The organism is Thermosynechococcus sp. PP555 (assembly GCF_031583225.1).
Lineage (GTDB): Bacteria > Cyanobacteriota > Cyanobacteriia > Thermosynechococcales > Thermosynechococcaceae > Thermosynechococcus.
On sequence record NZ_CP134168.1, the window covers coordinates 1,416,978 to 1,440,828 of the forward strand.

25 protein-coding genes and 1 tRNA gene are annotated in these 23,851 nt (G+C 52.2%); 8 read left to right on the forward strand and 18 right to left on the reverse strand.

Annotated elements, in window-relative coordinates:
• Positions 1–166 precede the first annotated feature (166 nt).
• From RHH27_RS06850 to RHH27_RS06860, 3 genes are read left to right on the forward strand one after another with little or no spacing between them, the layout of a single operon-like run.
• On the forward strand, positions 167–1,153 hold the full coding sequence (locus RHH27_RS06850; RefSeq protein WP_310744997.1) for a cytochrome c oxidase subunit II: 987 nt from the start codon (positions 167–169) through the stop codon (positions 1,151–1,153).
• A 33-nt stretch (positions 1,154–1,186) separates the two neighbouring features.
• Positions 1,187–2,845: a cytochrome c oxidase subunit I gene (gene ctaD, locus RHH27_RS06855; protein WP_302676383.1), complete on the forward strand. Its 1,659-nt coding sequence runs from the start codon at positions 1,187–1,189 to the stop codon at positions 2,843–2,845.
• Positions 2,846–2,864: 19 nt separating this feature from the next.
• A complete protein-coding gene (locus tag RHH27_RS06860; protein ID WP_206199518.1) occupies positions 2,865–3,470 on the forward strand; it encodes a heme-copper oxidase subunit III in 606 nt (201 codons plus the stop codon).
• On the opposite strand, the gene RHH27_RS06865 is transcribed toward RHH27_RS06860, so the two are convergent.
• The 6 genes from RHH27_RS06865 to RHH27_RS06890 all read right to left on the reverse strand — a co-directional run bounded on the left by RHH27_RS06865 (position 3,467) and on the right by RHH27_RS06890 (position 8,279).
• Positions 3,467–4,180, reverse strand: coding sequence for a DUF4079 domain-containing protein (locus tag RHH27_RS06865; protein WP_206199519.1), 714 nt, complete (start codon positions 4,178–4,180; stop codon positions 3,467–3,469). The genes RHH27_RS06860 and RHH27_RS06865 overlap by 4 nt on opposite strands.
• A 40-nt stretch (positions 4,181–4,220) precedes the next feature.
• Positions 4,221–4,796: an apolipoprotein A1/A4/E family protein gene (locus RHH27_RS06870; protein ID WP_206199520.1), complete on the reverse strand. Its 576-nt coding sequence runs from the start codon at positions 4,794–4,796 to the stop codon at positions 4,221–4,223.
• A gap of 19 nt (positions 4,797–4,815) precedes the next feature.
• Positions 4,816–4,888, reverse strand: a tRNA-Arg gene (locus tag RHH27_RS06875).
• 18 nt (positions 4,889–4,906) lie between these two features.
• Positions 4,907–5,623 (reverse strand): ABC transporter ATP-binding protein, encoded by a 717-nt coding sequence (locus RHH27_RS06880; RefSeq protein ID WP_302677873.1) that lies wholly within the window; start codon positions 5,621–5,623, stop codon positions 4,907–4,909.
• A gap of 3 nt (positions 5,624–5,626) precedes the next feature.
• Positions 5,627–5,866, reverse strand: a complete 240-nt coding sequence (locus tag RHH27_RS06885) for a hypothetical protein (RefSeq protein ID WP_206199522.1) — start codon at positions 5,864–5,866, stop codon at positions 5,627–5,629.
• Positions 5,867–6,023: 157 nt separating this feature from the next.
• A complete protein-coding gene (locus RHH27_RS06890; RefSeq protein ID WP_302677874.1) occupies positions 6,024–8,279 on the reverse strand; it encodes a bifunctional diguanylate cyclase/phosphodiesterase in 2,256 nt (751 codons plus the stop codon).
• A gap of 406 nt (positions 8,280–8,685) precedes the next feature.
• Between RHH27_RS06890 and RHH27_RS06895 the strand changes: the two genes are divergently transcribed.
• A complete protein-coding gene (locus tag RHH27_RS06895) occupies positions 8,686–9,303 on the forward strand; it encodes a hypothetical protein (RefSeq protein ID WP_302676378.1) in 618 nt (205 codons plus the stop codon).
• On the opposite strand, the gene RHH27_RS06900 is transcribed toward RHH27_RS06895, so the two are convergent.
• From RHH27_RS06900 to RHH27_RS06940, 9 genes are all read right to left on the reverse strand, one after another.
• Positions 9,300–10,541 carry a zinc ribbon domain-containing protein gene (locus RHH27_RS06900; RefSeq protein ID WP_302677876.1) on the reverse strand — a complete coding sequence of 414 codons (1,242 nt, stop codon included), beginning with the start codon at positions 10,539–10,541 and terminating at the stop codon, positions 9,300–9,302. The genes RHH27_RS06895 and RHH27_RS06900 overlap by 4 nt on opposite strands.
• Positions 10,538–11,545: a tryptophan--tRNA ligase gene (gene trpS / locus RHH27_RS06905; protein WP_302677877.1), complete on the reverse strand. Its 1,008-nt coding sequence runs from the start codon at positions 11,543–11,545 to the stop codon at positions 10,538–10,540. The genes RHH27_RS06900 and trpS overlap by 4 nt, the downstream gene beginning before the upstream one ends.
• 143 nt (positions 11,546–11,688) lie before the next feature.
• Positions 11,689–14,280, reverse strand: coding sequence for a M1 family metallopeptidase (locus tag RHH27_RS06910; RefSeq protein WP_302677878.1), 2,592 nt, complete (start codon positions 14,278–14,280; stop codon positions 11,689–11,691).
• Positions 14,281–14,320: 40 nt separating this feature from the next.
• A complete protein-coding gene (locus tag RHH27_RS06915) occupies positions 14,321–14,545 on the reverse strand; it encodes a DUF167 domain-containing protein (protein ID WP_206199527.1) in 225 nt (74 codons plus the stop codon).
• Positions 14,546–14,551: 6 nt separating this feature from the next.
• The gene (locus tag RHH27_RS06920) at positions 14,552–14,965 is read right to left on the reverse strand and encodes a hemerythrin family protein (protein WP_206199528.1); all 414 of its coding nucleotides are present in this window, start codon (positions 14,963–14,965) and stop codon (positions 14,552–14,554) included.
• A gap of 14 nt (positions 14,966–14,979) precedes the next feature.
• Positions 14,980–15,834 carry a DUF4388 domain-containing protein gene (locus tag RHH27_RS06925; protein WP_302677879.1) on the reverse strand — a complete coding sequence of 285 codons (855 nt, stop codon included), beginning with the start codon at positions 15,832–15,834 and terminating at the stop codon, positions 14,980–14,982.
• A 37-nt stretch (positions 15,835–15,871) separates the two neighbouring features.
• The gene (locus RHH27_RS06930; RefSeq protein ID WP_302676372.1) at positions 15,872–16,438 is read right to left on the reverse strand and encodes an ATP/GTP-binding protein; all 567 of its coding nucleotides are present in this window, start codon (positions 16,436–16,438) and stop codon (positions 15,872–15,874) included.
• Positions 16,439–16,484: 46 nt separating this feature from the next.
• Positions 16,485–16,880 (reverse strand): roadblock/LC7 domain-containing protein, encoded by a 396-nt coding sequence (locus RHH27_RS06935; RefSeq protein WP_206199531.1) that lies wholly within the window; start codon positions 16,878–16,880, stop codon positions 16,485–16,487.
• A 54-nt stretch (positions 16,881–16,934) separates the two neighbouring features.
• A complete protein-coding gene (locus RHH27_RS06940; protein WP_206199532.1) occupies positions 16,935–17,489 on the reverse strand; it encodes a protoglobin domain-containing protein in 555 nt (184 codons plus the stop codon).
• Positions 17,490–18,132: 643 nt separating this feature from the next.
• On the opposite strand from RHH27_RS06940, the gene RHH27_RS06945 reads away from it, so the two are divergent.
• A complete protein-coding gene (locus RHH27_RS06945; RefSeq protein WP_206199533.1) occupies positions 18,133–18,426 on the forward strand; it encodes a hypothetical protein in 294 nt (97 codons plus the stop codon).
• 8 nt (positions 18,427–18,434) lie between these two features.
• Here the strand turns inward: RHH27_RS06945 and RHH27_RS06950 are convergent, their stop codons facing one another.
• Positions 18,435–18,806, reverse strand: coding sequence for a cupin domain-containing protein (locus tag RHH27_RS06950; protein ID WP_225901514.1), 372 nt, complete (start codon positions 18,804–18,806; stop codon positions 18,435–18,437).
• Positions 18,807–18,953: 147 nt separating this feature from the next.
• Between RHH27_RS06950 and dapB the strand changes: the two genes are divergently transcribed.
• Entirely contained in the window at positions 18,954–19,769 is an 816-nt protein-coding gene (gene dapB / locus RHH27_RS06955; RefSeq protein WP_206199535.1) for a 4-hydroxy-tetrahydrodipicolinate reductase, read from the forward strand.
• A gap of 13 nt (positions 19,770–19,782) precedes the next feature.
• On the opposite strand, the gene RHH27_RS06960 is transcribed toward dapB, so the two are convergent.
• Positions 19,783–20,646 (reverse strand): Tab2/Atab2 family RNA-binding protein, encoded by an 864-nt coding sequence (locus RHH27_RS06960; protein ID WP_302677880.1) that lies wholly within the window; start codon positions 20,644–20,646, stop codon positions 19,783–19,785.
• Positions 20,647–20,907: 261 nt separating this feature from the next.
• Between RHH27_RS06960 and RHH27_RS06965 the strand changes: the two genes are divergently transcribed.
• Together RHH27_RS06965 and trmB are read left to right on the forward strand one after the other, a co-directional pair.
• Positions 20,908–22,353 carry an ammonium transporter gene (locus RHH27_RS06965; RefSeq protein ID WP_206199537.1) on the forward strand — a complete coding sequence of 482 codons (1,446 nt, stop codon included), beginning with the start codon at positions 20,908–20,910 and terminating at the stop codon, positions 22,351–22,353.
• A gap of 154 nt (positions 22,354–22,507) precedes the next feature.
• On the forward strand, positions 22,508–23,149 hold the full coding sequence (gene trmB / locus RHH27_RS06970; RefSeq protein WP_302677881.1) for a tRNA (guanosine(46)-N7)-methyltransferase TrmB: 642 nt from the start codon (positions 22,508–22,510) through the stop codon (positions 23,147–23,149).
• Here trmB and RHH27_RS06975 read toward each other — a convergent pair.
• A complete protein-coding gene (locus RHH27_RS06975) occupies positions 23,146–23,850 on the reverse strand; it encodes a triacylglycerol lipase (protein WP_302677882.1) in 705 nt (234 codons plus the stop codon). The genes trmB and RHH27_RS06975 overlap by 4 nt on opposite strands.
• Position 23,851: the final 1 nt, after the last annotated feature.

Consider the following 23,851-nt stretch of genomic DNA (forward strand, 5'->3'; position numbering starts at 1 on the left):
GTTTCGGTGGGCTATCTCTAACCTAGGACGCAAAAACAGATGATTCTGTCCCCAAGCTGCTTTAAGGATAGTGAATAAATCAACATAAATCTTTAGGTTCTTTTAACCCACATCCTTGGGGAATCTGCCTAGGATCAGGGTGGGATTTTCTGGACGCTTTGGCACCATGGAACAAATACCCGCTTCAATTTGGACACTCACCGCTGGCATTGTTGTTACCCTGATTAGCTTCTGGGTTGGTCATCACCATGGCCTCCTGCCGGAACAGGCCTCTGAGCAGGCTCCCTTGGTGGATAACTTCTTTGACATTATGCTCACAATTGGTACCGCTCTCTTTTTGGTGGTACAGGGTGCGATCATCCTCTTTGTGATTCGCTATCGCCGCCGTGCCGGTGAGGAAGGGGATGGCCTACCCATAGAGGGCAACTTACCCCTAGAGGCCTTCTGGACGGCCATTCCTGCCCTGATTGTGATTTTCCTTGGTATCTACAGCGTGGATATTTTCCAGCGCATGGGGGGACTGAATCCGGGGGATCATGCTCTGCACTCCATGCACACCCCTAAACCAGCAGTGGCGGTTGTTGCCGAAGCCCCCTCAAAAACCACCAGCGATGCAACTGCCCTTTTAGCAGCAGCGCCAACCCCTGAAATTGGCATTGGTGCCAGCCCCGATGTTCAAGGCAAAGCCCCAGACGTAGTGGTGGATGTGGCGGGTATGCAGTATGCATGGATTTTCACCTACCCCGACAGTGGCATTGTCTCCGGCGAATTGCATATCCCAGTGGGCAAGGATGTCCAATTGAACCTCTCCGCACGGGATGTGATCCATTCCTTTTGGGTGCCGCAGTTTCGCTTGAAGCAGGATGCGATTCCGGGTGTGCTCACTGAACTGCGCTTTAAGGCTACCAAGGTCGGGACATACCCCGTCGTCTGTGCTGAACTCTGTGGTGGCTACCACGGTGCCATGCGCACGCAGGTGATCGTGCATACTCCAGAGGATTTTGAAGCGTGGCGTAGTCAAAACCAAGCGATCGCAACGACTCCCGTGATCCCCTCCCTGAGCGATCGCCATGTCGAGGAGATGGGCGTCACCCCCCAATTAGTGGCGCAAGTAGAAGCAATGACCCACCACCATTCTCCGTCAAAGCTTTAGTTTTCTTCCTACTGTTGCATTCTTGAGAGAGTTATGGCGCAAGCACAACTGCCGCTAGATACCCCCTTGTCGCTCCCTGAGCATCCCAAGGCGTGGAAGTGGTACGACTATTTCACCTTTAATGTTGATCACAAGGTAATTGGCATTCAATATTTGGTCACCGCCTTTATCTTTTACTTGATTGGCGGACTGATGGCGGTGGCCATGCGCACGGAGCTGGCAACGGCAGATTCAGATTTTCTCAATCCCAATCTCTACAATGCTTTCATGACCAACCACGGCACCATTATGATTTTCTTTTGGGTGGTGCCAGCGGCCATTGGTGGCTTTGGCAATTACTTGGTGCCCCTGATGATTGGGGCGCGGGACATGGCCTTTCCCCGCTTGAATGCCTTAGCCTTTTGGCTGAACCCGCCGGCGGGGGCATTACTCTTGGCCAGTTTCCTGTTTGGCGGTGCCCAAGCGGGTTGGACCTCCTATCCGCCCTTGAGTACGATCACGGCCACTACTGCCCAGAGTATGTGGATTCTGGCGATCGTCCTTGTGGGTACCTCCTCGATCATGGGATCGGTGAATTTCATCGTTACCATCTGGAAGATGAAAGTGCCTAGTATGCGCTGGGATCAATTGCCCCTCTTTTGCTGGGCCATGCTAGCCACCTCTCTGCTGGCTCTAGTGTCAACGCCCGTGCTGGCGGCGGGGCTGATTTTGCTGCTGTTTGATATTAACTTTGGCACCTCGTTTTACAAACCCGATGCCGGTGGGAACGTTGTCATTTACCAGCACCTTTTCTGGTTTTACTCTCACCCGGCGGTGTACCTGATGATTTTGCCGATCTTTGGCATTATGTCTGAGGTGATTCCGGTTCATGCCCGTAAGCCTATCTTTGGCTATCAGGCGATCGCCTACTCCAGTTTGGCCATCTGCTGCGTGGGTCTCTTTGTCTGGGTACACCATATGTTCACCAGTGGTACGCCCCCTTGGATGCGGATGTTCTTCACGATTTCGACACTGATTGTGGCGGTGCCGACAGGAGTAAAAATCTTTAGTTGGGTCGCCACCCTCTGGGGGGGCAAGATTCGCCTCAACAGTGCCATGCTCTTTGCCATTGGCCTACTGTCGATGTTTGTCCTTGGTGGCCTCAGTGGTGTGACCTTGGGGACTGCCCCCGTGGATATTCACGTCCACGACACCTACTATGTGGTGGCACATTTCCACTATGTCCTCTTTGGGGGCTCCGTGTTTGGTCTCTATGCGGGGATTTACCACTGGTTCCCCAAAATGACAGGACGGCTCCTCGATGAGCGCTTAGGGATTCTCCACTTTGTGCTGACCTTTATTGGCACGAACTTGACCTTTTTGCCGATGCATGAGTTGGGTCTTAAAGGGATGCCCCGCCGCGTGGCCATGTATGATCCCCAGTTTGAGCCAATTAATCTCATCTGTACGATTGGTGCCTTTGTCCTAGCTTTCTCAATTATTCCTTTCCTGATTAACATCATTTGGAGCTGGAATAAGGGCAAAATTGCCGGCGATAACCCTTGGGGCGGTCTCAGCTTAGAGTGGACGACCAGTTCACCGCCGCTGATTGAAAACTGGGAAGTGCTGCCTGTGGTCACCAAAGGTCCCTACGACTACGGCATTGAGCAGCGCAAGGAAAGCACTGATGAGGATGAGGACGAGGAAGAGTAGGACGCTTTAGGAGCAAGCCATGCAAGGTACTGTTGACTCTCAAGCGACGGCCATAGCCGTTGATCATGCCCATGAGCACCCTGATTTTCGGGTTTTAGGGTTGCTGGTCTTTTTGATTTCTGAATCCCTAATGTTTGGTGGCCTCTTTGCGGCCTATTTACTTCTGCGGGGCATGAATGAGCAATGGCCGCCCGAAGGCACTGAGGTGGAACTTCTTGTGCCCACCATCAACACCATCATCCTTATTTCCAGTAGCTTTGTCATCCACTACGGCGATGTTGCCATCAAAAAGGATGACGTTCGCGGCATGCGCCAATGGTACTGGATCACGGCGGCCATGGGGGCAGTGTTCTTGGGCGGTCAAGTTTATGAGTACCTCACCCTCGGCTACGGCCTGCGCACAAATGTCTTTGCCAACTGCTTTTATGTGATGACGGGCTTCCATGGCCTCCATGTCTTTGTGGGGATTTTGCTGATTTTGGGGGTGATCTGGCGATCGCGCCGTCCCGGCCATTACAGTGCCCACAAGCACACGGGGGTCACCATGGCAGAGATCTACTGGCACTTTGTGGATGTGATCTGGATTATCCTCTTCACCCTGCTGTATATCCTGACTCGCTTTTAGGGGCAGGTCTTGAATTGGGGCGATCGCGGATCAAAGTTGCACTGATAGACCACAGGTGCTTGCCAACTCAAGGGAATTTCCAAGAGGTCACGGGTACCCGTAATTCCCTGCAAAAGAAAAAGAACAAGGGCAAGGGAATTCAAGCCAATGTGAATCCGCCGCCACCTGAGCGATCGATCTTGGTAAATCTCCCGCACAATGGCCACAGAAAAAATCATCAGCATCACCGCCGCCAAGCCAAAGTAAAAGTGGGAAACCCACCACTCGTCATCACGGCGAAAGACCCCCGGTTGAAAAGCTAGAATGGTCACCCCCATCCCTGAGAGGGTGGCAAAAACAGCACGCCATAGCTTCGATTGAGCACGATACAGCAGCGCCGTTGCTGCAATGGTGACAACAAACATCAGTGCCACGAGGACAACAGAGAGCGGTTGCAGTGTCTGATTCTCCGCCTGCATCAAGAAGCCCTGAAATCCAAACACCACTGAATAGGCCAAGGCCACCAATGTGATGCCAACCACGCCGGCTGCTAAAAGATTGCCCAATTTGACATGCAGGGTGCCCACTGTGGGTGGGATGGTGGTGTCTTTGAGACGACGCTGCCGCGTTTGCAGAGCAAAGAATGTGGTGATACCAATGACCGGAAAGACAAATGTGCAGGCCAAGATGGGATGCAACAGCAAAATGATGTCTTTGAGGTTGAGAAACATACTGGCTAAGAATGATAAGGCCAGTTTTAGGGTAACGAATCTAGGGGCGGGGCAAATCAAAGAACAGCACTGTTGTCAGTAAGCCAACTGTGGCCACCAACAAGGTCACTAGGAATCCCCAAAGCCGGGCATCTGTGCCCGCTTGTCGCTTAGAAATATCCTGCAAGGTGGACTCTACCGTATCAATCCGCTGCCCTAACTGTACTTCTATGGAATTGATACGCTGCTCCAGTTTGGCCTCCACAGCATTCATCTGTTGCTCCAGCTTAGCTTCGACAGCATTGATACGCTGCTCCAGTTTGGCCTCCACAGCCTTCATCTGTTGTTCCAGCTTAGCTTCGACAGCATTGATGCGCTGCTCTAGTTTGGCTTCGACGGCGTTGATGCGCTGCTCTAGCTTAGCCTCCACAGCATTGATACGCTGTTCAAGTTTGGCCTCGACAGTATCAATTTTGTCCTCAAGCCTTTGGAATTTCTCGTTACTCGTGGCGATGTGAATATCCAGCTTTTTATCCATGGCTTGGATGGCAGCCTGCATTGACTGCATATCGGCCTGCATCCCTTGGATAGCATCTAAAACTTGGCTCAATTCGGAACGGGTAACGGGTTCAGTCATGATGCTGATGCTTGATTAACGGACGTGGAGGGATTCGAACCCCCGACCCTCAGAACCGGAATCTGATGCTCTATCCACTGAGCCACACGTCCAGCTTTCTCATCATAGCATTAACCAAGGTAGGCTTGCTGAACCCGTGGATCATTCAGGAGATCTGCTGCACGACCGCTGAGGGTCACTTGACCCGCTTCAAGCACATAACCGCGATCGCCCAATTGTAAGGCTAGGTGCGCATTTTGCTCGACCAGTAGCATTGTCATCCCCTGTTGCCGCAGTTGTGCCAAGATGGCAAAAATTTCCCGTACTAAATTGGGCGCTAAGCCTAAACTGGGTTCATCAAGGAGCAGTAAGCGAGGACGACTCATCAGGGCACGGGCGATCGCCAGCATTTGTTGCTCACCGCCACTGAGGGTTCCCGCCAGTTGGTATTGCCGCTCCCGTAGTCTAGGAAAGCGCTTGAGTTGTTCTTCGAGGTCTTGTGCAATCTGCGCCTCATCTCGACGACAGTAGGCACCGAGAAGAAGATTGTCGCGTACGGTTTGGCGGGCGAGAACCTGACGCCCCTCTGGACAATGGGCAATGCCCAGGCTCACTAATTCATGGGGCGATCGCCCTGCAATCGATTGACCGGCAAAGCGAATGGTACCTTTACTGGGAACGAGTCTAGAGATGGCACGCAGCAGGGTGGTTTTGCCAGCACCATTGGCACCCACAAGGGTAATGCACTCGCCGGCTGCAATGGCCAGACTCACCTCGCGCAGAGCGCAAATGCCACCGTAGTGGACACTCAGGGACTCAATTTCCAAGATGCGCGCTTGAGAAGTCATCCCCTAGGCCGTGGTCTGTGATTCCTCCGTATTGGGGGAGCTACCCCGCGCCTCTTCCCATTCAGCAATAGCGGCATTTTCGGTTTGGGCAGCAGCACTGGTGACGAGGGCGCTAATTTCCCGAGAAAAGAACCCTTCTTCCAGTAGCTCCATATAGATAGGATGGAGGTTGCGTTGCAGTTCTTTGAAGATGGCGCGGGCGCGATCGGTATAGCGAAAGTTTTGGTCAAATAAGCTGGCCATCTGAGAAATCCAAGAGCACTGCCACTATCCTAAATCCTATCGGCACACCCATTGCTAGTGGTGGCGCGGACTTTTGTTTTCTTTCCCTTGGGCAATGATGGCAAGTCAATTTGTTATTCATTTTTCGATTGAACTTGACTTGAAGGTGCTGGTGTTGTTAAAGGATGTGTTCCTGTAGATACACCTCAGCCTTGTCCGTAGTCAGCGGTGGGGCAAAAAGATAGCCTTGGCCAGAGGGACAGCGCAGCGATCGCAACAGTTGCAGTTGAGTTGTGTTTTCAATGCCCTCGGCAATGCAATCGAGGTGGAGGTTGCGCGCCAGCACCAAAATCGTGTGAACGACCTCTAGATCTTCTTGGCTGCGATCTATTTGGGAAATGAAGGAGCGGTCAATTTTAATGCCATCGAGAGGCAGATTGCGTAAATAGCTCAGGGAGGAATACCCAGTGCCAAAGTCATCAATGTTAATGCGCACCCCCATCGCCTTCAGCTCGGCAAGAATTTCGCGGGCAGAATCTAAGTGCTGCATCAAGGTACTTTCAGTAATTTCTATCTTTAGAAAGTGCCCTGCTAAATGGTAATGCTCAAGGGTTTGTTGAATCTCAGCTACAAGGGTGGGCAAAGAAAATTGATTGGCGGACAGATTGATGCTCATCGTAAAGCCCACGGACTGAAGCTTGGGATAACGCTGTTGCCACTGCTGCAACTGTTCACAGGCATTGTGCAAGACCCAGCGGGAGAGTTCAAAAATCAGCCCCGTTTCTTCAGCGACGGGAATAAAAACTTTGGGGGAAATCAGCGTATCCCCCTTTTGCCAGCGCAGGAGTGCCTCAAAACCTTTGAGAGATTGGCTCCGGAGCTTGACGATGGGCTGATAGTGGAGGACAAAGTCCCCCCGTTCAATCGCTTGCCGCAGTTCCACTTCTAAGTACAGGCGATCGCGCACCTGTTGCAGCATCACAGGATCAAAGACATCAATGCGATTGTGTCCCTTGGTTTTAGCGTGGTACATGGCCATGTCAGCATCCCGCAGCAGTTCCTCACTACTGGTGTAATGGGGGTTACCCATCACAAGACCGATACTCACCGTGCTGTACAGGGTGTAGTGATCGATTTCAAAGGGATGGTTGAGGCGATCCTGCAGTTGGTGGGCAATGGCTTGGGCATGTTCTATCCCCTCAATATCATTGAGCAAGACCGCAAATTCATCTCCCCCTAGGCGTGCCACTACGTCCTGAGGACTCACACAACGCGTCAGCCGCTGAGCAAAGGCTTGGAGGAATAAATCCCCTGTGCCATGTCCCAGACTGTCATTGAGGGTCTTGAAGCGATCGATATCCAAGCAGAGAACAGCATAGTGGTAGTTGGGGTGCTCGGCTGCATAGCTGAGGGTAAGGCGCAACTGTTCCTCAAAGAACCAGCGATTGGGTAAATGGGTGAGGCGGTCATGGCGGGCTTGGTAGAGGAGTTGGGCTTCGATTGCTTTGCGCTCTTGAATTTCCGCTTGCGCCTTTTGATAGAGTTCTGCTTGCAGGATGGCGATCGCCAACTGGGTCGAAATTTGCTTAATCAGTTCAATTTCACTGTCTTGCCAGTCGCGGGGATGGGCGCATTGATGACAGATGAGCAACCCCCACAGCCGCCCTTCGACAATAATCGGTACCACTAGATTAGCCTTAACCTGATAGTGTGCCAGCAAATCGCGATAGCAGGGAACGAGAGGGGCGGTGTCTAAATTGTGCACGACATGAATGCGACCGCGTTTGTAGGCCTCTACATAGCGTTCCGTAAAGCAGGAATCCCCCACGACATCCCCAAGAGCTGACAACCAAGGAGGGATCACCGCTTCAACGTCCATAATGCCGCGCCAATCCTCGAGGAAGCGATAAATGAGCACGCGATCGCAGCCCAAGAGTTCTCGCACATCCTTGACGGCAGCTTCGAGAATCGTGGCCAGATCAAGGGATTGGTGAATGTGCTGGGTAATTTGTACCAGCAGGCGATCGTACTGGGCTTGGCGCAGAAGTTGTTGTTCCACCTGATGGCGATCGATGGCATGGCGGATACTGCGCGCCAGCAAGTTGGGGCTGAGTTCCTGAAAGCTCAAGTAGTCCTGAGCACCACTGTGGAGGATCTGCGTGGCCAGATCCGGACGATCGCTGGAATCAATCACAACTAAGGGTAAGTGTGGATAGCGTTGCTGGAGTGTTTGCACTGCTTTAAGAACGTGATCCCCTTGAGCAATGAGGACAAGGAGATTGGGCTTGGCCTGAGCAACCACCCCGGGGGTTAAATGAGAATACGGACAGGTGTGAACTTGATAGCAAATGTAATCAATCTCGGCGAGATGGGGATATAAAATTTCACCCGATTGGGGGATGTTTTCGATCAGTAATATGTTGATGGATGGCAATAAGCATTTTTTTTGAGGATATTTTTGCGCAGAGTCTTCTGCGACGACTTCAAGGGTCGCTAGTGATTCTAAAGGGCAGTCATCAACAGCGGATAAAACAAGGAGTTTCTCAATCATTGCTAAGTCATCATTCAACACATTAAAATCACAAACTATACAAAAACTTATCAAGGAATATTATTTGTTGCTTCTTCCTAAGTCCATCATACAGCCCTTTTCTAAACTATTGGAGCAGCGATGGCGCTTCATCCCTCAAAGAGCGGTTTTGAGGTTTTTCTGACCGTGATCCCGTCACTGTGAAAAGGGGTGGGGATCGCTGTGAGATCGTGATAGAGAACACGTTTAGACTGCTATCAAAATTGCTAGGTTAGGAGCAGCATTCCCCAAAGGCAGGGGGTTGATCATTGTGCTGCAAAAACAACTTCAAAGCTGGCTGCGGGTTTCTTTATCGACATTGACGCTGGCGATCGCCCTTGTAGTTTCCCCATCCCCGGGTCTCGCCCAGCGGGATTTGATCCCCATTGACGGTTCCGATGAGGATATTCAGCTTCTCTTTGATCTGGTTTATTATCCGCGCCGCGATCCTGCCCGTTTTCGGCTGCAAAACAGTGCTGAGGTGGAAGCCTATCAGTTGATTCGCACCATTTTGCGTACGGGCACGACCCTCTATATCCGTCAACGCCAAGATGATAATTACGGCTCCTATAGTTTTAGTCGCGATCGCTTGATCTTGCGTCCCCGCGCCCTTGCCCATTGGCCAATTTTTATCGAAACGCTGCGCCACGAGGGCTGGCACGTCGTTCAAGCCTGCTTTGCCGCCAAACGAGATTTGGATTCCTTGGTGCCCGTGGGCATTCGCGTCAGCCCCGGTATCGTTGCGGATCTCTACCGCAAGAGTGGCTATAACCCCGAAGACATTCCAATTGAGGCCGAGGCTTTTGCTGCTGAGCGGGTACCCAATATGACATTGCAGGGGCTACAGCGTGAGTGTGCCGACTGGCTCAACCGCCCCAGCAAGGACTAGCCAGAAGAACGGGTCGATGCACCGCAATGCCGACAATAGGGTAAGTGGCGATAGGTGGGCTGCTGACAATTGGGACAGGGCATCCACTGCAAATAACCACAGTGGGGACAGTGCTGATCGAGATCCCGCAGTCGTTTGCCACAACGGACACAGCGGAGTTTTTGGACTCGCCCTGCCGCCTGTCGCTGTGGATTGAGGAAAAGAGCTTGCGCCACTTTAATCATGCCAAACCCGACCGCTGGAATCAGCAAGATATAGAGGTAGCTGACCAAAAAAAGCAGACCGCCAAAAAGAGCAAGAATGACATTAGCCAGCCACTCAAAGAGGGCTCCCACCTGCAATAGTTCAAAAATCTTCAGCACCAAAGGAATCAAGAGGATCACCAGTAGGTGCCAACTCATGAGGGCAAGCAGGCCATGGCGGTGGCGATCGGCAAAACGATGCACCACTAGGGCGATCGCAATCAGCGGTAATAGAAAGAGGGCTTGTAAAACAAATTGGAGACTGGGATACCAAAACTGAGAGCGCTGATATTGGTTCTCAAGCTGGGCAAAGGTGGCGTCCTCGGCTAAAAATTTCAAGAAGGCTTGGCTATCGGCTTCTTGGAGAATCGCCTGTTCAAGGGCCGCCATCTCATTTTTGAGAGCGGCAATTTGGCGGTTGTTGGCCTCAAGGGTGGCTTTGGCCTTGGCGGCTTCCACCAAGTTGATCGATTGATCCGGGGGTTGCCCCGCAAGCTGCTCTAATAGTGTCGAGTCATACTCTTGACGAATGCGGGCATTGGTGGCCTCGAGGGTTTGAATTTGTGCCTGTTTCTGCTGTCGTTGCTGGAGTCGCTCCCGATAGGTAGGGCGGTTGACGGCATCTTGATACTCTGCATAGGTGAAGCAAATGGCGGAGATGGTTCCCAGTTTGCCCTTGCTGCTTTCCTGTAGGCGCTCCACAGCGGTCTGGAGCGGGGGGTCAAGGCTAATCTGCTGCTCTAGAAAACGAATGTCGCGCTCCCTAGCGGTGTCTTGGCGATAGGCTTGCCAAGGAGCATAACAGGGCTGGGCTTGACTGGGACTCAAAGGCCAATTGCTAATTTCGCTGAGGCCACTAAAGACATTAATGAGGATAAAAATATCCACCAAGATAATGACAATGAGACTGACCCAATTCAGGGGTTCGTCATTGACAAGGCGCGATCGCCGCCAAAATCCCCGCCAGAGTCGCCTCAACCCGCTTGTGATATTCATGGCAGCGTAAACCCAAAGGCAAGTTTTACCCGCTCTAGGGTTGCATTGGCCACGCGGGCAGCCTGTTCTTGGCCTTTTTTGAGCAAATCCTTGAGATAGCTGGGGTCTGCCATAATCTCTTGGTATCGCTGCTGAATCGGTTCTAGGGTAGCAATCACCGCATCGGTGAGGAGGGGCTTAAACTGTCCCCAGCCCATATCGGCACATTCTGCTGCCACTGCCTCTTTGGTTTTTCCCGTGAGTACTTGATAGAGACTCAGCAGGTTATTGGCTTCGGGGCGATTGGGATCGTCAAAGGTCAAGCCACGAATCGGGTCAGTTTTGCAGCGCTTGATCTTCTTGCGAACCTCATCCGGCGAGTCCAAAAGGTTAATGCGACTCAGTTCCGAGGGATCCGACTTCGACATTTTCTTGGTGCCGTCGGTGAGACTCATCACCCGTGCTCCCGCCTTGGCAATCAAGGGTTCCGGTAGCTTGAGAATTGGCGGCTGATTGCGGGCAAAGAGGTAGTTCACACGAGCGGCAATATCGCGGGTCAGTTCCAAGTGTTGCTTTTGATCTTCCCCCACAGGAACTAGATCGGCATCGTAGAGCAAAATATCCGCGGCCATGAGCACAGGATAGTCGAGTAGTCCTGCCGCCACGTTTTCCCCCTGCTTGACGGCTTTTTCCTTGAATTGAATCATGTCCTCCAGCCAGTTGAGGGGGGTAATGCAGTTCAGTAACCAAGTGAGTTCGGCATGGGCGCTGACGTGGGATTGGACAAAGATGGTGGCGTGGGCTGGGTCAATGCCACAGGCCAAGTACAGAGCAGCAACAGTATAGGTATTAGCCGCCAGTTCTGCGGGATTGTGGGGGACGGTAATGGCATGTAAATCCACCACACAAAAGTAGTTTTCATACTCGGCTTGCCCCGCCACCCAGTTGCGAATGGCTCCGAGATAATTCCCCAAGTGCAAGCTACCTGTGGGCTGGACTCCCGAAAGCACCCGTTTTTTGGTCACCCCAACCTCCTCTAATTGTGTTCCTACTATGCTACAGCCCTTTTCCTATGGATGGAACACGGCTTAAACGATGAAAGCCCCTATCCCATGGCAGGGTCATCTGGGCTTGCCCAATGCCCGCAGGGGTCTGGGTGTCGTTATCCCTAACTTAGCGCTGAGTCCTGCTGGGTCGCTTTAGTGCGTGCTTCTAACTCTTCAAGGCGGCTTTTTAGGGTTTGATTTTCCTTTTGTAACTCGTTGAGGGTGGTCTCAAGGGTCTTGAGGCGGTCATCGCTGCCAAGGGCTTTCTGAACTTTGGCGATTCCTTCATCAACTGATCGTTTGATACGGCCGTCGGTGGTGCGATCGCCCAGCTGCTGCAGCAGGCCTAGAACTTGGGGATGGTCAATTTGACTCAGGGCTTGGACAACGGCCATCTGGGTAAAGAAAAAGGTCTCGTGGCTGAGTTGCTCTAGCCGTTCCAGAATTTGCTTCAGTTGGGGATGGTGGCGATCGCCAATGGTGCCAAGGGTACGAATGGCGGCCAAGCGTAGGGGTTGCGGGACATCAATAGCGGTGTAGTCAAGAACCAAATTCACCGCCTCTGGAGACTCCTTGAGTTGCCCCAAGCCAGCGATCGCCCCACAGCGTACCACCTCATTCCAGCCTTGTCGTTTTTCCAAAGCCTTCCGCAGTCGTTTCAGCACTTTTTCGAGCTTGGGTTTCGGTTGCGGTTTGGCAGCGGCAATCACACCAATTCCCTTCAGGGCGGCAGCTTCAACGCTATAGCTGGGGTCGCCGTGCTTGGCAATGGGCTTGAGAAGTTCGTAGGCTTTGGCGGACTTAAACCCAGCAATGGCCTCCACTGCGGCGGCACGAACATGGGGGTGATCATCGGCTAGTGCCAGCTTGAGCGCCTCTAAGCTTTGATCCAGTTGAATCGTGCCCAGCACTTTGGCAATTTCACGCCGCACTCCCCAAAAGGGTTCCCGTTGCAGCGCCGCCGCCAAGGTTTGCACAACTTCTAGGTTTCCTTTTTTGCCTAGGGCAATGGCAGCTTGAACCCGCCCCAAAACATCGGGGTCGTACTGCAGTTGGGCTTTGAGTTCAGGGAGGGGGTACTCTAGGGTAACGGTTTTGAGGGTATGGTTGCCGGCATCAAAACTCACAAAGGTGGGCTGCTGTGGCAGCGGCAAATAGAAGGTGTGCTCTGGTTCATGAATGCGCAGGAGAATGGTTTTGACCGTCACCTGCCCCTGATCATCCACCGTACCGATGCCAACAGGAATCCGCAGATCAAAAAGGTTGCGCTCTAGGGGCGTGACCCCATCGGTCACCTGCTGCTGCTTGACGGTAAGAACGGCTAGTTGATCGGCTACCTCCCAGCGATAGCTCACATGGAAGTCGGGATGTCCCCCACGAAAAACGTATTGGTCAAAGAGGGGAAGTAGGTTGCGCCCAGTGGCCATTTCAATCGCCCGCAGCAGATCCACCGTTTCCACAGCTTGGTGGGCGTAGGTGCGGACAAAGGTTTGAATGGCTTTCCAGAATAACTCTTCTCCGAGTTCCTGGCGGATCATGTGATAGACACAGGCGCCTTTTTCGTAGAGGTGGCGATCGTAGAGTTCAATGGCTTCGCGATAGACATGGGTGACAATGGGGCGGCGGTAGCGATCGCTATCCTCACTGAGGTAGTTGCGCAATTCCCCAAGGCGATAATAGGCGGCAAAATCAGCGCCATATTCCTCCTCAAACCAGAGCACCTCGGCATAGGAGGCCATGCCCTCCTTGATCCAAGCGTGAGACCAGTGCTTGATCACCACCAGATCGCCAAACCACTGGTGTGCCAACTCATGGGCCACTAAACTTTCACTGCGAAAATCTTCAGCGGCGGCTCGCTCATCCAACAGACAGCGGTCTGTCAATAGGGTTGTCGAGGTATTTTCCATACCGCCAAAGATAAAATCGGCCACACAGACTTGGGCATATTTGGGGTAGGGATAGGGATAGCCATAGATACGGCTGAAAAAGTCCATCATCTTTGGCGTTTTGCCCAAGGTGCGGCGGGCATCAGCAGCGCGATCTTTAGCAACGTAGTAGGTGACGGGCTTCCCCTGCCACTGGTCATCAAAAACCGCAAAATCCCCCACCGCTAGGGTCATCAGATAAGTGGGATGGACCTGGGGTTGATACCAGTGAAAGATTTGCCACTCTCCCTCGCTGTAGCAGGCACGCAATTCCCCATTGGAAATGGCCTGTAAGGGTTGGCGCACCCGCGCTCGTACCTCTGACGTCGCCAGCTGCCCAGGAGAATCAAAGCAGGGAAACCAATAGCGGGAGTCCTCATCTTCCCCTTGAGTCCAAGCTTGGGGGGGATCAGTGGCAACAAAGTACAATCCCCGCTGGGGTTTCTGCAGGCGGTAGTCAATGGTGATCACCAGCACCTGATCTGGGTGAATCCCCAAGCTCGCATCAAGAGAAATATCCAGAAATTCACCATCGTAGTGGAAGGCTTGGGGTTGGTGCTGCACAGTCACACTCTGGATCTGTTGCCCCACGGCATTGAGGCGCAGCTGGCGCACTTGGGAGTGCAATGGTCGTAGATGGATATGACACTGTCCCCAGCATGCCTGGGTCTCTAAATCTAGGGTCAAGTCCAAGCAGATATGTTCCACCTGCCCCACTCGATCGGGACTGTAGTGGGGACGCGCACCGCTGAGGACAAAGGATTTGGCTGGGGTGACATCAAGAGTCATAGGTCATGTTGAGCCGCACTTGCTCTTAGTCTAAGGGGCATCAATCGAGGAGTTCAACCACCTTATAGCGACTGGTATGACCCTTAATCAGCTGAATACGGGACTTGGGTACCTGAAAATAGGCCGCCAAGACAGCAATGAGTTCCTCATTGGCTCTGCCCTCAGTAGCTGGGGCACGCACCGCCACCACTAGCTGGCCGTCAGAATTCACGGAAACAGAAGACGTTCTTGCATTGGGTTTGACCACCAGATGGTATTTCTTCATGCCCTCCTAGCCTGAAGCATGGGCACAGATGTGCTGCCCAATTTGCTTGTCAATTTTCATAATGTGATTCACTAACCAGTCTGCTAACTTACCATGGATCCGGGTGGCGATCGCCGCATCCGCTTGGCTGTCGCGGTACTGCTGCTGCAGCTCTTCAATCATCTCGATGAACTGTTTATGGGCGCAGCGGTTAACTTCTGCTAGGGGGCACTGGTATTTTTCAGCACAGCCTTCTTCATTCCCGAAGTGCCACTCTGCATAATACTTCATGAAAGCAATTAGCTGTTTAATCGCAGCGCTTCCCCGACCCTGTTCAATGGCATCCGCCAGATCATTGACAGCACAGACGAGTTCCTTGTGCTGTATATCAATCATGGGCACGCCGGTCTGCAGCTGCTCTGTCCACGCGAAGCGTTGCATTGTTTTTTATCCCCCTAGACCGATTGCGGGTGGGTTTTTGTTTTCAGAAACGTAAAGATTCCCTCTAGAAAGGAGGAGCTAATTTCTGTTGTTTCAATGAGTTCTTGTTCCCTAGGGCTGGCGGCGGGAGCAGCAATGCCAGCAATTTCCTCGGCAATCCCCACCACTATTAGGCGAAAACAAATTTTTTGCACCTCTAGAATGGGTAAGTTCAACGCTTCACTGATTTCTTGGAGGGTTTTGGTACCGTTAGCGTACTCCCACACTTGCCACTCATGATGATTGAGGCGGTAGGGGGGCTGTCCTTCAATCGTGCTGGCAATGGTTGAACTCGGCAAGGGCAGCTTGTCCATTAGGGCTGTCCAATCCCGCAGCAGTCGTAGACCCGCCAAGGAAATTTCCATGGGTGAGGCACTCAGTCCCGTCATTTCGCCAAAAGGCAGTGGATGGTTGGCATCGAACTTAAACCAGCCCTCATTGAGACTAAAGAGGTGAGGAATCGGTGTCAGTACCTGTTGCTTGAACAATAGCCGCAGCTGTTCTGGCTCAAGGGCACCTTGGGTTTTCAAGCACAGTCCAAGGGATCCGGTTAGGGAACAAAAGGGTAAGAGGCGTTGAATGGTAGTTGGGCGCAGCCAGCCCCGCTGCTCAATGAGCCGTTGCAATCCTTGGTGATCCAAGGTCGTTGTTGCGGCTACAATTTGACCCAAGCGAAAGAAGATATAGTACTCCTGCATTTGGGGAATCAGCGGCATCATCCCCGCCATTTCCACGGGCTTAATGGAAAGGCAACCCGTTTTTTGCCCCTGCTCCAGAAAACGGAAAATTTCCCCCAACGAAAACTCTGATAGATAACCGGTGATTTTCATAGATTCCCCCTAGTGAGTTAAGTGATTCTGCGTTCAGTTACGTGGCTAGAGCACTGCGGTTTAATTGCGAGGATTGGGCACTGGCATAGGCTTGAATGAGTGCCATCATGGCAGCGGCAACAGAGGACTGATCTAAAGCATTCACAGGCACCATGGGTGGGCGACGGTGGGGACTCAAGTAGCCAAGGGCGATCGCGATCTCTTCAGCAGGCCACGCATTGGGATTATCGGCATGGCTCAGACCCACTAGCATTGGAATCTTTGTGCGATGGCGCATGAAGGCCAAAATCCGCCGTGCCGCTCGAAAATCTTGGGGACGGTGAGAACTGACCAGTAGGATAAACGCATGGGCTTTGCGAATAAGAATATCCCACATAAAGTCAAAGCGTTCTTGACCAGGCGTGCCATACAGATGCAGGGCAACATTAGGACCAAACTGCAGCCGCCCAAAATCCATCGCTACCGTTGTCTTTTCCTTGAAAGCAGCAATTTCATCCGTTGCCTTGCGATCGGTATCCACCACCTCAATTTCGCTGATGGTACGGATGAAGGTGGATTTGCCTGCGCCCACTGGTCCTGTGATGACAATGCGCATAATTTCCATGGGTTGGCACCTCAATTACGGCAAAACACAGAGGAATCAGGCTGGTCTAAACATTCACGGCTTGCCCCATACCCATAAGTTGGGTTTGCAATTCAGCCAGAACATTTTTAATTTCAAGGTTGATAATGCCCAATTTGGCAGAGGCATCCGCCAGCACAAGGAAAACCGCATCTTCGGTACAACTGGTGAGAATGCCATACCCACTGGCACCCTCTACAAGGATGCGCTCGATTTTGCCCCGGCTTAGCTCTCGTCCAATACGTTCCCCCAACGACAGCATGGCCGCTGACATCGCTGCCACCCGTTCATCATCCATTCCCCCCGGCAAGGTTGCCGCCAGCGTCAGACCATCGGGAGACACAAGGGCGGCTCCTTGGACATTACTGGCATTGGCAACAAAGTTTTGCAGTGTAGCTTCAAGTTTTGCGGCATTAATTGGCATAATCTAATCCTCGTAAAGATATGGGAACTTTTTGAACAATGACTGCTAGGTGACCTACATGGCAGCAGCCCCTGTGGCAATTAGCCGTTGAAACAGTGCCTGGGTCCAACCGGTTTCCTTAAGAACCGCTTGGGAAGACACCTCGAAGTAGGCCTGCTCAATAAAGGCAAGATCAATCATGCAAATTTTGCCTAGGGCATCACTGAGAGCCTCGGATTTGTTGGCTTCCCTTAACTTTTGCCGCACGGCGTTGACAACAATTGCCATCGCGGGTACCACATGCTGTGGCCCAATGCCAATGCGCACGTGAACCAGACCAATTTTCCAGCGTCGCTCAGCGTAGGCCTTGCCCCAACCATCCATCCCTGTGAACATTTCATGGAACCAGTCGATGAAGGTTTGATGGAGGCGATGAATGCGTCCTTCTGTGGCGTTGAGAATGGCATTCATCTCTTCATCCCGCCCTAGGTAGTCATAAAAAATGTCGGCCATTTGGGGGGCAATTTCCTTTCCCCACGGCGCGGCCTCCGCCAACAGGGATTTGTCTGCATCGGTCAACTGGACTCGCCGTACCATCGTTGCCATAAAATTGACTGGCTCAATTGTCATCTCTTTCGCCTCGAAACACTGAATAACTTTAATTACTAGATCAGGTGAATTGACTGGGCGTCCGTGATTCAGTGATTAGAATCAAGTCAGGCACTTACTCCTGCAAGCTAACAAACAATATTCGGAAAAGCTGAAAATTTTAGAAACAATTAAAGATTCCCCCTTAAAAATCCAAGCACTGCTGGTACAGACCTCTGCATTAGATGCTTGAAAAGCGCTTCCTCACTCCACGACATGCAACCTCAACTCAGATTTAGCCGATTTCACAGGGACTCAACACAGAAATACAAAGTTGCTCCTCATTCTAAAAAGTGTGAAGTTAGCTTACTTATCACTCTGCGTTGCAGAAACAGGCTGCGGTTAATGCAGAGTATTCCCCTGACTTTCTAATGAAAAGTATAGATTTCTCTGTAGTTCTTTGACTGTATTTCTCGACACACTACACAAAATAAAATGATTAGATACATTTTTTAATTATTCTTTAGTTTTTTAATTCGCTTTGTGTGGAAATGAAAGTAACTTTTACAAAATATCCCCAATGCCTTGATCCCATGGCACGGAGTATGCCACCCTTGCATTGTTATCCATCTAGGGTGCTTTGAGTCATCGTAGGTATTTATCTTGAGCAAGGGAGGATAGTTGTATGTCCGATCGCTTGACCTACCAAGGCGAAATGGAAACGAAGCTGCAACAACTCGGTGCCCAGCTTGACCAACTCAAGGCAAAGGCGGATCAAGCGGGTGAAGATGTCAAGGCAGATATTGAAGCTAAAATTGAAGCCCTCAAGGCCAAACGCGATGAGATTACTCAGCAATTGGCTGCCCTCAAAGAAGCGGGCGATGATGCTTGGGAGTCCCTCAAAGCAGGGTTCCAGAGTGCGTGGGATGAGTTGAGCAAGGCCTTTGAGGAAGCAGCCAGTAAGTTTAAGGGTGAATAACTGTTTTCTTAGCTCCAGCCCTCAATGGTGACATCGACGCGATCGCCCTCGTGGGATAGGGGCGCAATGTTAAGGTAATACAACGGCTGATCGGCAGAAAGATTCCGCAGCCAATGGAGACATTGGGCATCCACATGGACATAGGAGCCGGTTTCCACGGGGGTACGGATCAAGGCGGTTGCTGCCACAGAACTCGCAGGAGGCGTCATCGGGCAGGTAATGAGTTCACCAACTCCCGACACAATCAGAAAGATGTCATCGCCTCGATGGTGATAGTGGGGATAATTGGCTTGTCCGGGTTCAATGCGATAAAGGCTAGAGGCTAGTTCCGGATTGTGGTGATCCAAAGGACAAACGGCGTAGCCTGGTCGCTTAGGCATCCAGTTTTGGCAACGCTCGATTAATTCAGGAAAGGAGAAAACTAACATTGTGCCCTTAGGATAAATCTTGACCATTATGAATATTAAATTATTGTATCGCCAAGCGATCGCGCTATCCTAGCCAATGGCCGCGGTTCGGAGTTTTGAATGAGTACACCCATTCCGGTCATTGTTGTCGGTGCTCTCGGCAAAATGGGGCGCGAGGTCGTTAAAGCCGTACAACAGGCTGCCGACACTGCCCTCTATGCTGCTGTTGATCGCAAGCAGGTGGGGGAGGATATTGGTGAAGTCCTAGGGCTAGGGGCGCTGGGCATTCCAATTAGTGGCAGCTTGCAAGAGGTGTGTGTCGCCGCTGCCCAAGAAAAACAAGGGGTGGTGATGGTGGATTTTACCCATCCCACAGCCGTCTACGAAAATGTGCGCATGGCGATCGCCTACGGTATCTATCCTGTGGTCGGAACAACGGGCTTGAGTCCAGAACAAATTGAAGATCTGGCCGAGTTTGCTGACAAAGCCGATATGGGGGGGGTGATTGCTCCCAACTTCTCCATTGGTATGGTGTTACTGCAGGAGGCGGCCATCCGGGCGAGCCAGTATTTTGACCATGTGGAGATCATTGAACTGCACCACAACCAAAAGGCTGATGCTCCTAGTGGTACCGCCATTCAAACCGCGCAGCGTTTAGCAGAATTGGGCAAAACCTTTAACCCACCGCAAGTGCAGGAGTCGGAACATCTCAGGGGTGCCCGCGGGGCGTGTACAGAGGGGGAGATTCGCATCCACAGTGTGCGCTTGCCGGGACTGATTGCCCATCAGGAGGTGATTTTTGGCGCACCGGGGCAAATTTATACGTTGCGCCATGACACCAGCGATCGCCAGTGCTATATGCCGGGGGTACTGCTGGCAATCCGCAAAGTACGGCAGCTCAAGCGCTTGATCTATGGCTTGGAGAAGCTGCTCTAATTTCGCTTTAACTTTAGACTTCGGGTGTTTGCTGCAACAACCAAAAGCCTTGCAGGGTCTCCTGTTCTGGTCTTTCCTTCACGGCAATGAAATGCAAGCCTTGGCTTTGGGTACAGGCGTCCCTAAAGGCGGCCAGTTCTTTCTGAATCTGGGGATTGCGGCCACTGATGAGTACCCAGCGATCGCTCGCTCCTGTTTCCAACACTAGCAACAGTTGAGGTTCTTCCTCAAAACTCAAATAGGCCGGCTCTAATCCCGACAGCCAACCCGCCAAGGGCAGTGCGCGCTGCGAATAGATAATTAACCCCGGCAGTAGCGTATCGTCACTGAGGGTCAAAAAGGGCAGTGGGGGTACCTCACCAAAGGGCAGTTCCCATTCACCAGCCGTTTTAATTTCCCCCAGAGGAAGACCACTGAATTGCCAGCGATCGCCCCTCAGGGCTGGTGGTAAAGGTTGAGGCGCAGGGAGGATCAACTGGGGTGGCGTTGCCAGATCGGCTTGGTAGTTGGGTAGGGTTGGATAGAGGTTTGTGGCGCGATCGCGCAGCCAATCATAGAGGGCAAACGTGCGCCGACTGGGCACCATCACTAATCCTGCCGCTTCTCCCCCCCGCGTAATAATGCTGGTCATGGCTCGGCGGAAAAAACGTACCCGATCGGGTTGAGCACTGTTTGCCAGTCCCAGTTGCTGCCGCCATTGATCCATGGCTTCTTTGAGGGCAGCTTCTAACCAGCGGGCATTGGCTTCAGCTCCGGCACAAGTTTTGCTGAACTGAAATTGTTGCTGGCGATCGCAAATCAGCAATTCCCAGATTTTTTTGTTGTTTTCATCCACAAGGGGACGGGAATAAAAATCCAACTCCCAGATCGTATCCATTCACACCTAGAGGAACGTTACCCGCAAACTTGAAGCTATTTGCCTTTCCTAGGATAGGCGGTTTTGGCCGTCAAGGTAAATGTATAACCCGATACAGATTTTCCACTGTGAGAACTGGTGCAATCAAAGGTTAATTGCGGGTCAATGCTTTGCTCAGCTCCAGCCAAACAACAGCCAGATCACTTTCTGGCGCGATGGTGCCGCAACTGCGATTTCTCCTCCGCTGAACTCATGTGCAACTCTACTCCATAATCGTTGAGAATGAAAGCGATGTCCAAGTTAAAACTGAAACGTGCGAGACGGCAAAAGCGCCCGTTACGCAACCTTGACCGGCAGCCCAATTTCCGCTGGCGATCGCCAGCCCTTGTCGCCTGCATTCCCCTAGCTTTAATCATTGTGGCTGTTTGGGGAGTGGCTGCTCAGGCACAGGATAAACCCCTCACTCCTGAAGACGTTCAAGGCGTACTCAACACCATTTGGGTACTCATTGCAGCCATTCTGGTGATTTTCATGAATGCTGGCTTCGGCATGTTGGAAACTGGCTTCTGCCGCCAGAAAAATGCTGTCAACATTCTTTCTAAGAACCTCATTGTTTTTGCCTTGGCCACCCTTGCCTACTGGGCGATCGGATTCTCTTTCATGTTTGGTACCGAGGGCAATGCTTTTATTGGCCTGGGGGGCTTTTTCCTCAGTAGTGAAAACCCCGAAACCTACGGTCTTGATCCCTTTCCGGAGGGCTTACCCATCGCTGTGGCCTTTCTGTTCCAAGCTGCCTTTGCAGGAACCGCAGCCACCATTGTTTCTGGGGCAGTGGCCGAGCGGATCAAGTTTGTTGACTTTTTGATTTTCAGCCTCCTGCTCACTGGTATCTCTTACCCCATTACGGGTCACTGGGTTTGGGGGGGTGGCCTTCTCAGCAACATTGGTTTCCTTGGCCCAGATATTGCCTTTAAGGATTTTGCCGGTTCAACGGTGGTTCATGCCGTAGGCGGTTGGTCGGCACTGATGGGCGCTGCGTTCCTAGGACCACGGCTTGGCAAGTATGCCGCAGATGGTACGCCTCGGGCGTTGCCCGGCCACAACATGGGCTTTGCCATGCTGGGGTGTTTGATCCTCTGGATCGGCTGGTTTGGTTTTAACCCTGGTTCTGAACTGGCCGCAAATGAAGCTGTACCCTACATCGCAGTCACAACAAACTTGGCGGCGGCAGCCGGTGGGGTTGCGGCAACAATTACCGCTTGGCTAGCCATTGGTAAACCTGACCTCTCCATGATTATCAACGGTATTCTGGCGGGATTAGTGTCCATTACAGCACCCTGTGCAGGTGTGTCTTACTGGAGTGCCGTGATCATTGGTGCCATTGGCGGTGTGATTGTGGTCTATTCTGTCCTTTTCTTTGACCGCATCAAAATTGATGACCCCGTTGGTGCCACCTCTGTCCACTTGGTCTGCGGCACTTGGGGTACCTTAGCTGTTGGCTTGTTTGACAAAGAGTTAGGCTTGCTCACCGGCCACGGAGTGACTCAGTTGATTGCTCAGATTATCGGTATTTTAACAGTCGGTGGCTTTACTGTACTGCTGACCAGTATCTTTTGGCTGGCTCTGAAACAAACGCTTGGCATTCGTGTTTCCGAAGAAGAGGAACTCAAAGGCTTGGACATCGGCGAGCATGGCATGGAAGCCTACAGCGGTTTCTTGAAGGAGTAACTCGCCTGCCAATAAGTTTGGGGTCGTACCACGCCGCTGAACGATCCCATTGCCCTAGGTGGTTTTTGCTGTCCTCAGCGTTTGAGGGCAGTTTTTTTCTAACTTTGCAGTGATATACGCTACGCTATAGCGGCAGTACATTAGGGAGTTTTGGATGAGCGATCGCGCCATGGCGGTACGGGTGCGACAACACGTTAACCCTCTCAGTCAAAAGTTCCAGCAGGACATTGCTGTTCCCGATTGGTCAACGATTTACGAGCAACCTTCGCAGCCTTTACATCTCGATATTGGCTGTGCCAAGGGCACGTTCTTGTTAGAAATGGCAGCACTGTATCCAGAGCAAAATTTTCTGGGTCTGGAAATTCGCTACCCGCTGGTGGTGGCAGCCAATGAGCGGCGCGATCGCCAGCAACTTCGGAACCTCCACTACCTTTGGGGCAATGCCAATGTCCACTTGGGCAAAATCCTCGGCGGACTCCCCCTGCACACCGTCACGATTCAGTTTCCAGATCCGTGGTTCAAGCGCCGTCACCATAAACGCCGCGTCGTCACCCCTGAACTGGTGGCCACCCTTGCCGAACTCCTGCCCGCTGGTGGGCGTGTTGTCCTTCAGTCAGATGTCTTTGAGGTGGCTGAATCAATGGTGCAACAGTTTCGTGCCCATGCCGCCTTTAGCTCAACCTGTACCGATTGGTTACCCCAGAGTCCTTGGCCCGTCGCGACAGAACGGGAAAAATGTGTCCTCAGTAAAGGATTACCCGTTTACCGCTGGCAATTTGAGCGGTGTGCCCTCTAACTGGCTTTCAAATACTGCTGCCAAGTAGCGACAATTGCTGGGGAGCCGTACCAAGGGGCATCGGGGCGATCGCGCAAGCGGCTGCGAGGCGCATGGAGCACATCTTCATAGACCAGATTCTCTGCCCCCTCAAGGTGGGCTGCTGCCACTGGTGTCACCCCATCTCCCCAACAGGCACCCTCGCCACAGGTGAGTTTATAGCTTTGATACGTAAACCAATTGGCAAACGAACCGCGTGGTGTGCCATAGATAGCCTTGCCCGCCAGACAGACATAGCGAATTTTGGGGTAATAGGCGCCGGGGTAGGTGGTGTTCACAAAGTCAAGATTGCGGCGCGTCCAACGCTCCTGACTCCGATGGGGAGTACCCAACGTGATTAGCGTGTGCACCCATTTGTGACCCGCCCAAACTTGGCCTTCATAGGGTTGATCCCCTAGATAAATGCGGCTAATCCAGCCCCCCGCTGAGTGGCCAATGAGATGCACGGCGGACGCCCCTGTTGCATTCAGAACATGCTGAATGGTGGTATCCAAGGCCTGTAAAATTGGCGCCACCGATCGCCCCCCCAACGTGGGAAACCACGAGCGTACCCTGAGGGGCACCACCTCCGCCACAAACCCCAATTGCCGCAGATAATCCCGCAGTGGGTAGTACTCAGGGGCAGCCGCTAAATATCCCGGCAAAATAACGACAGGCAACACA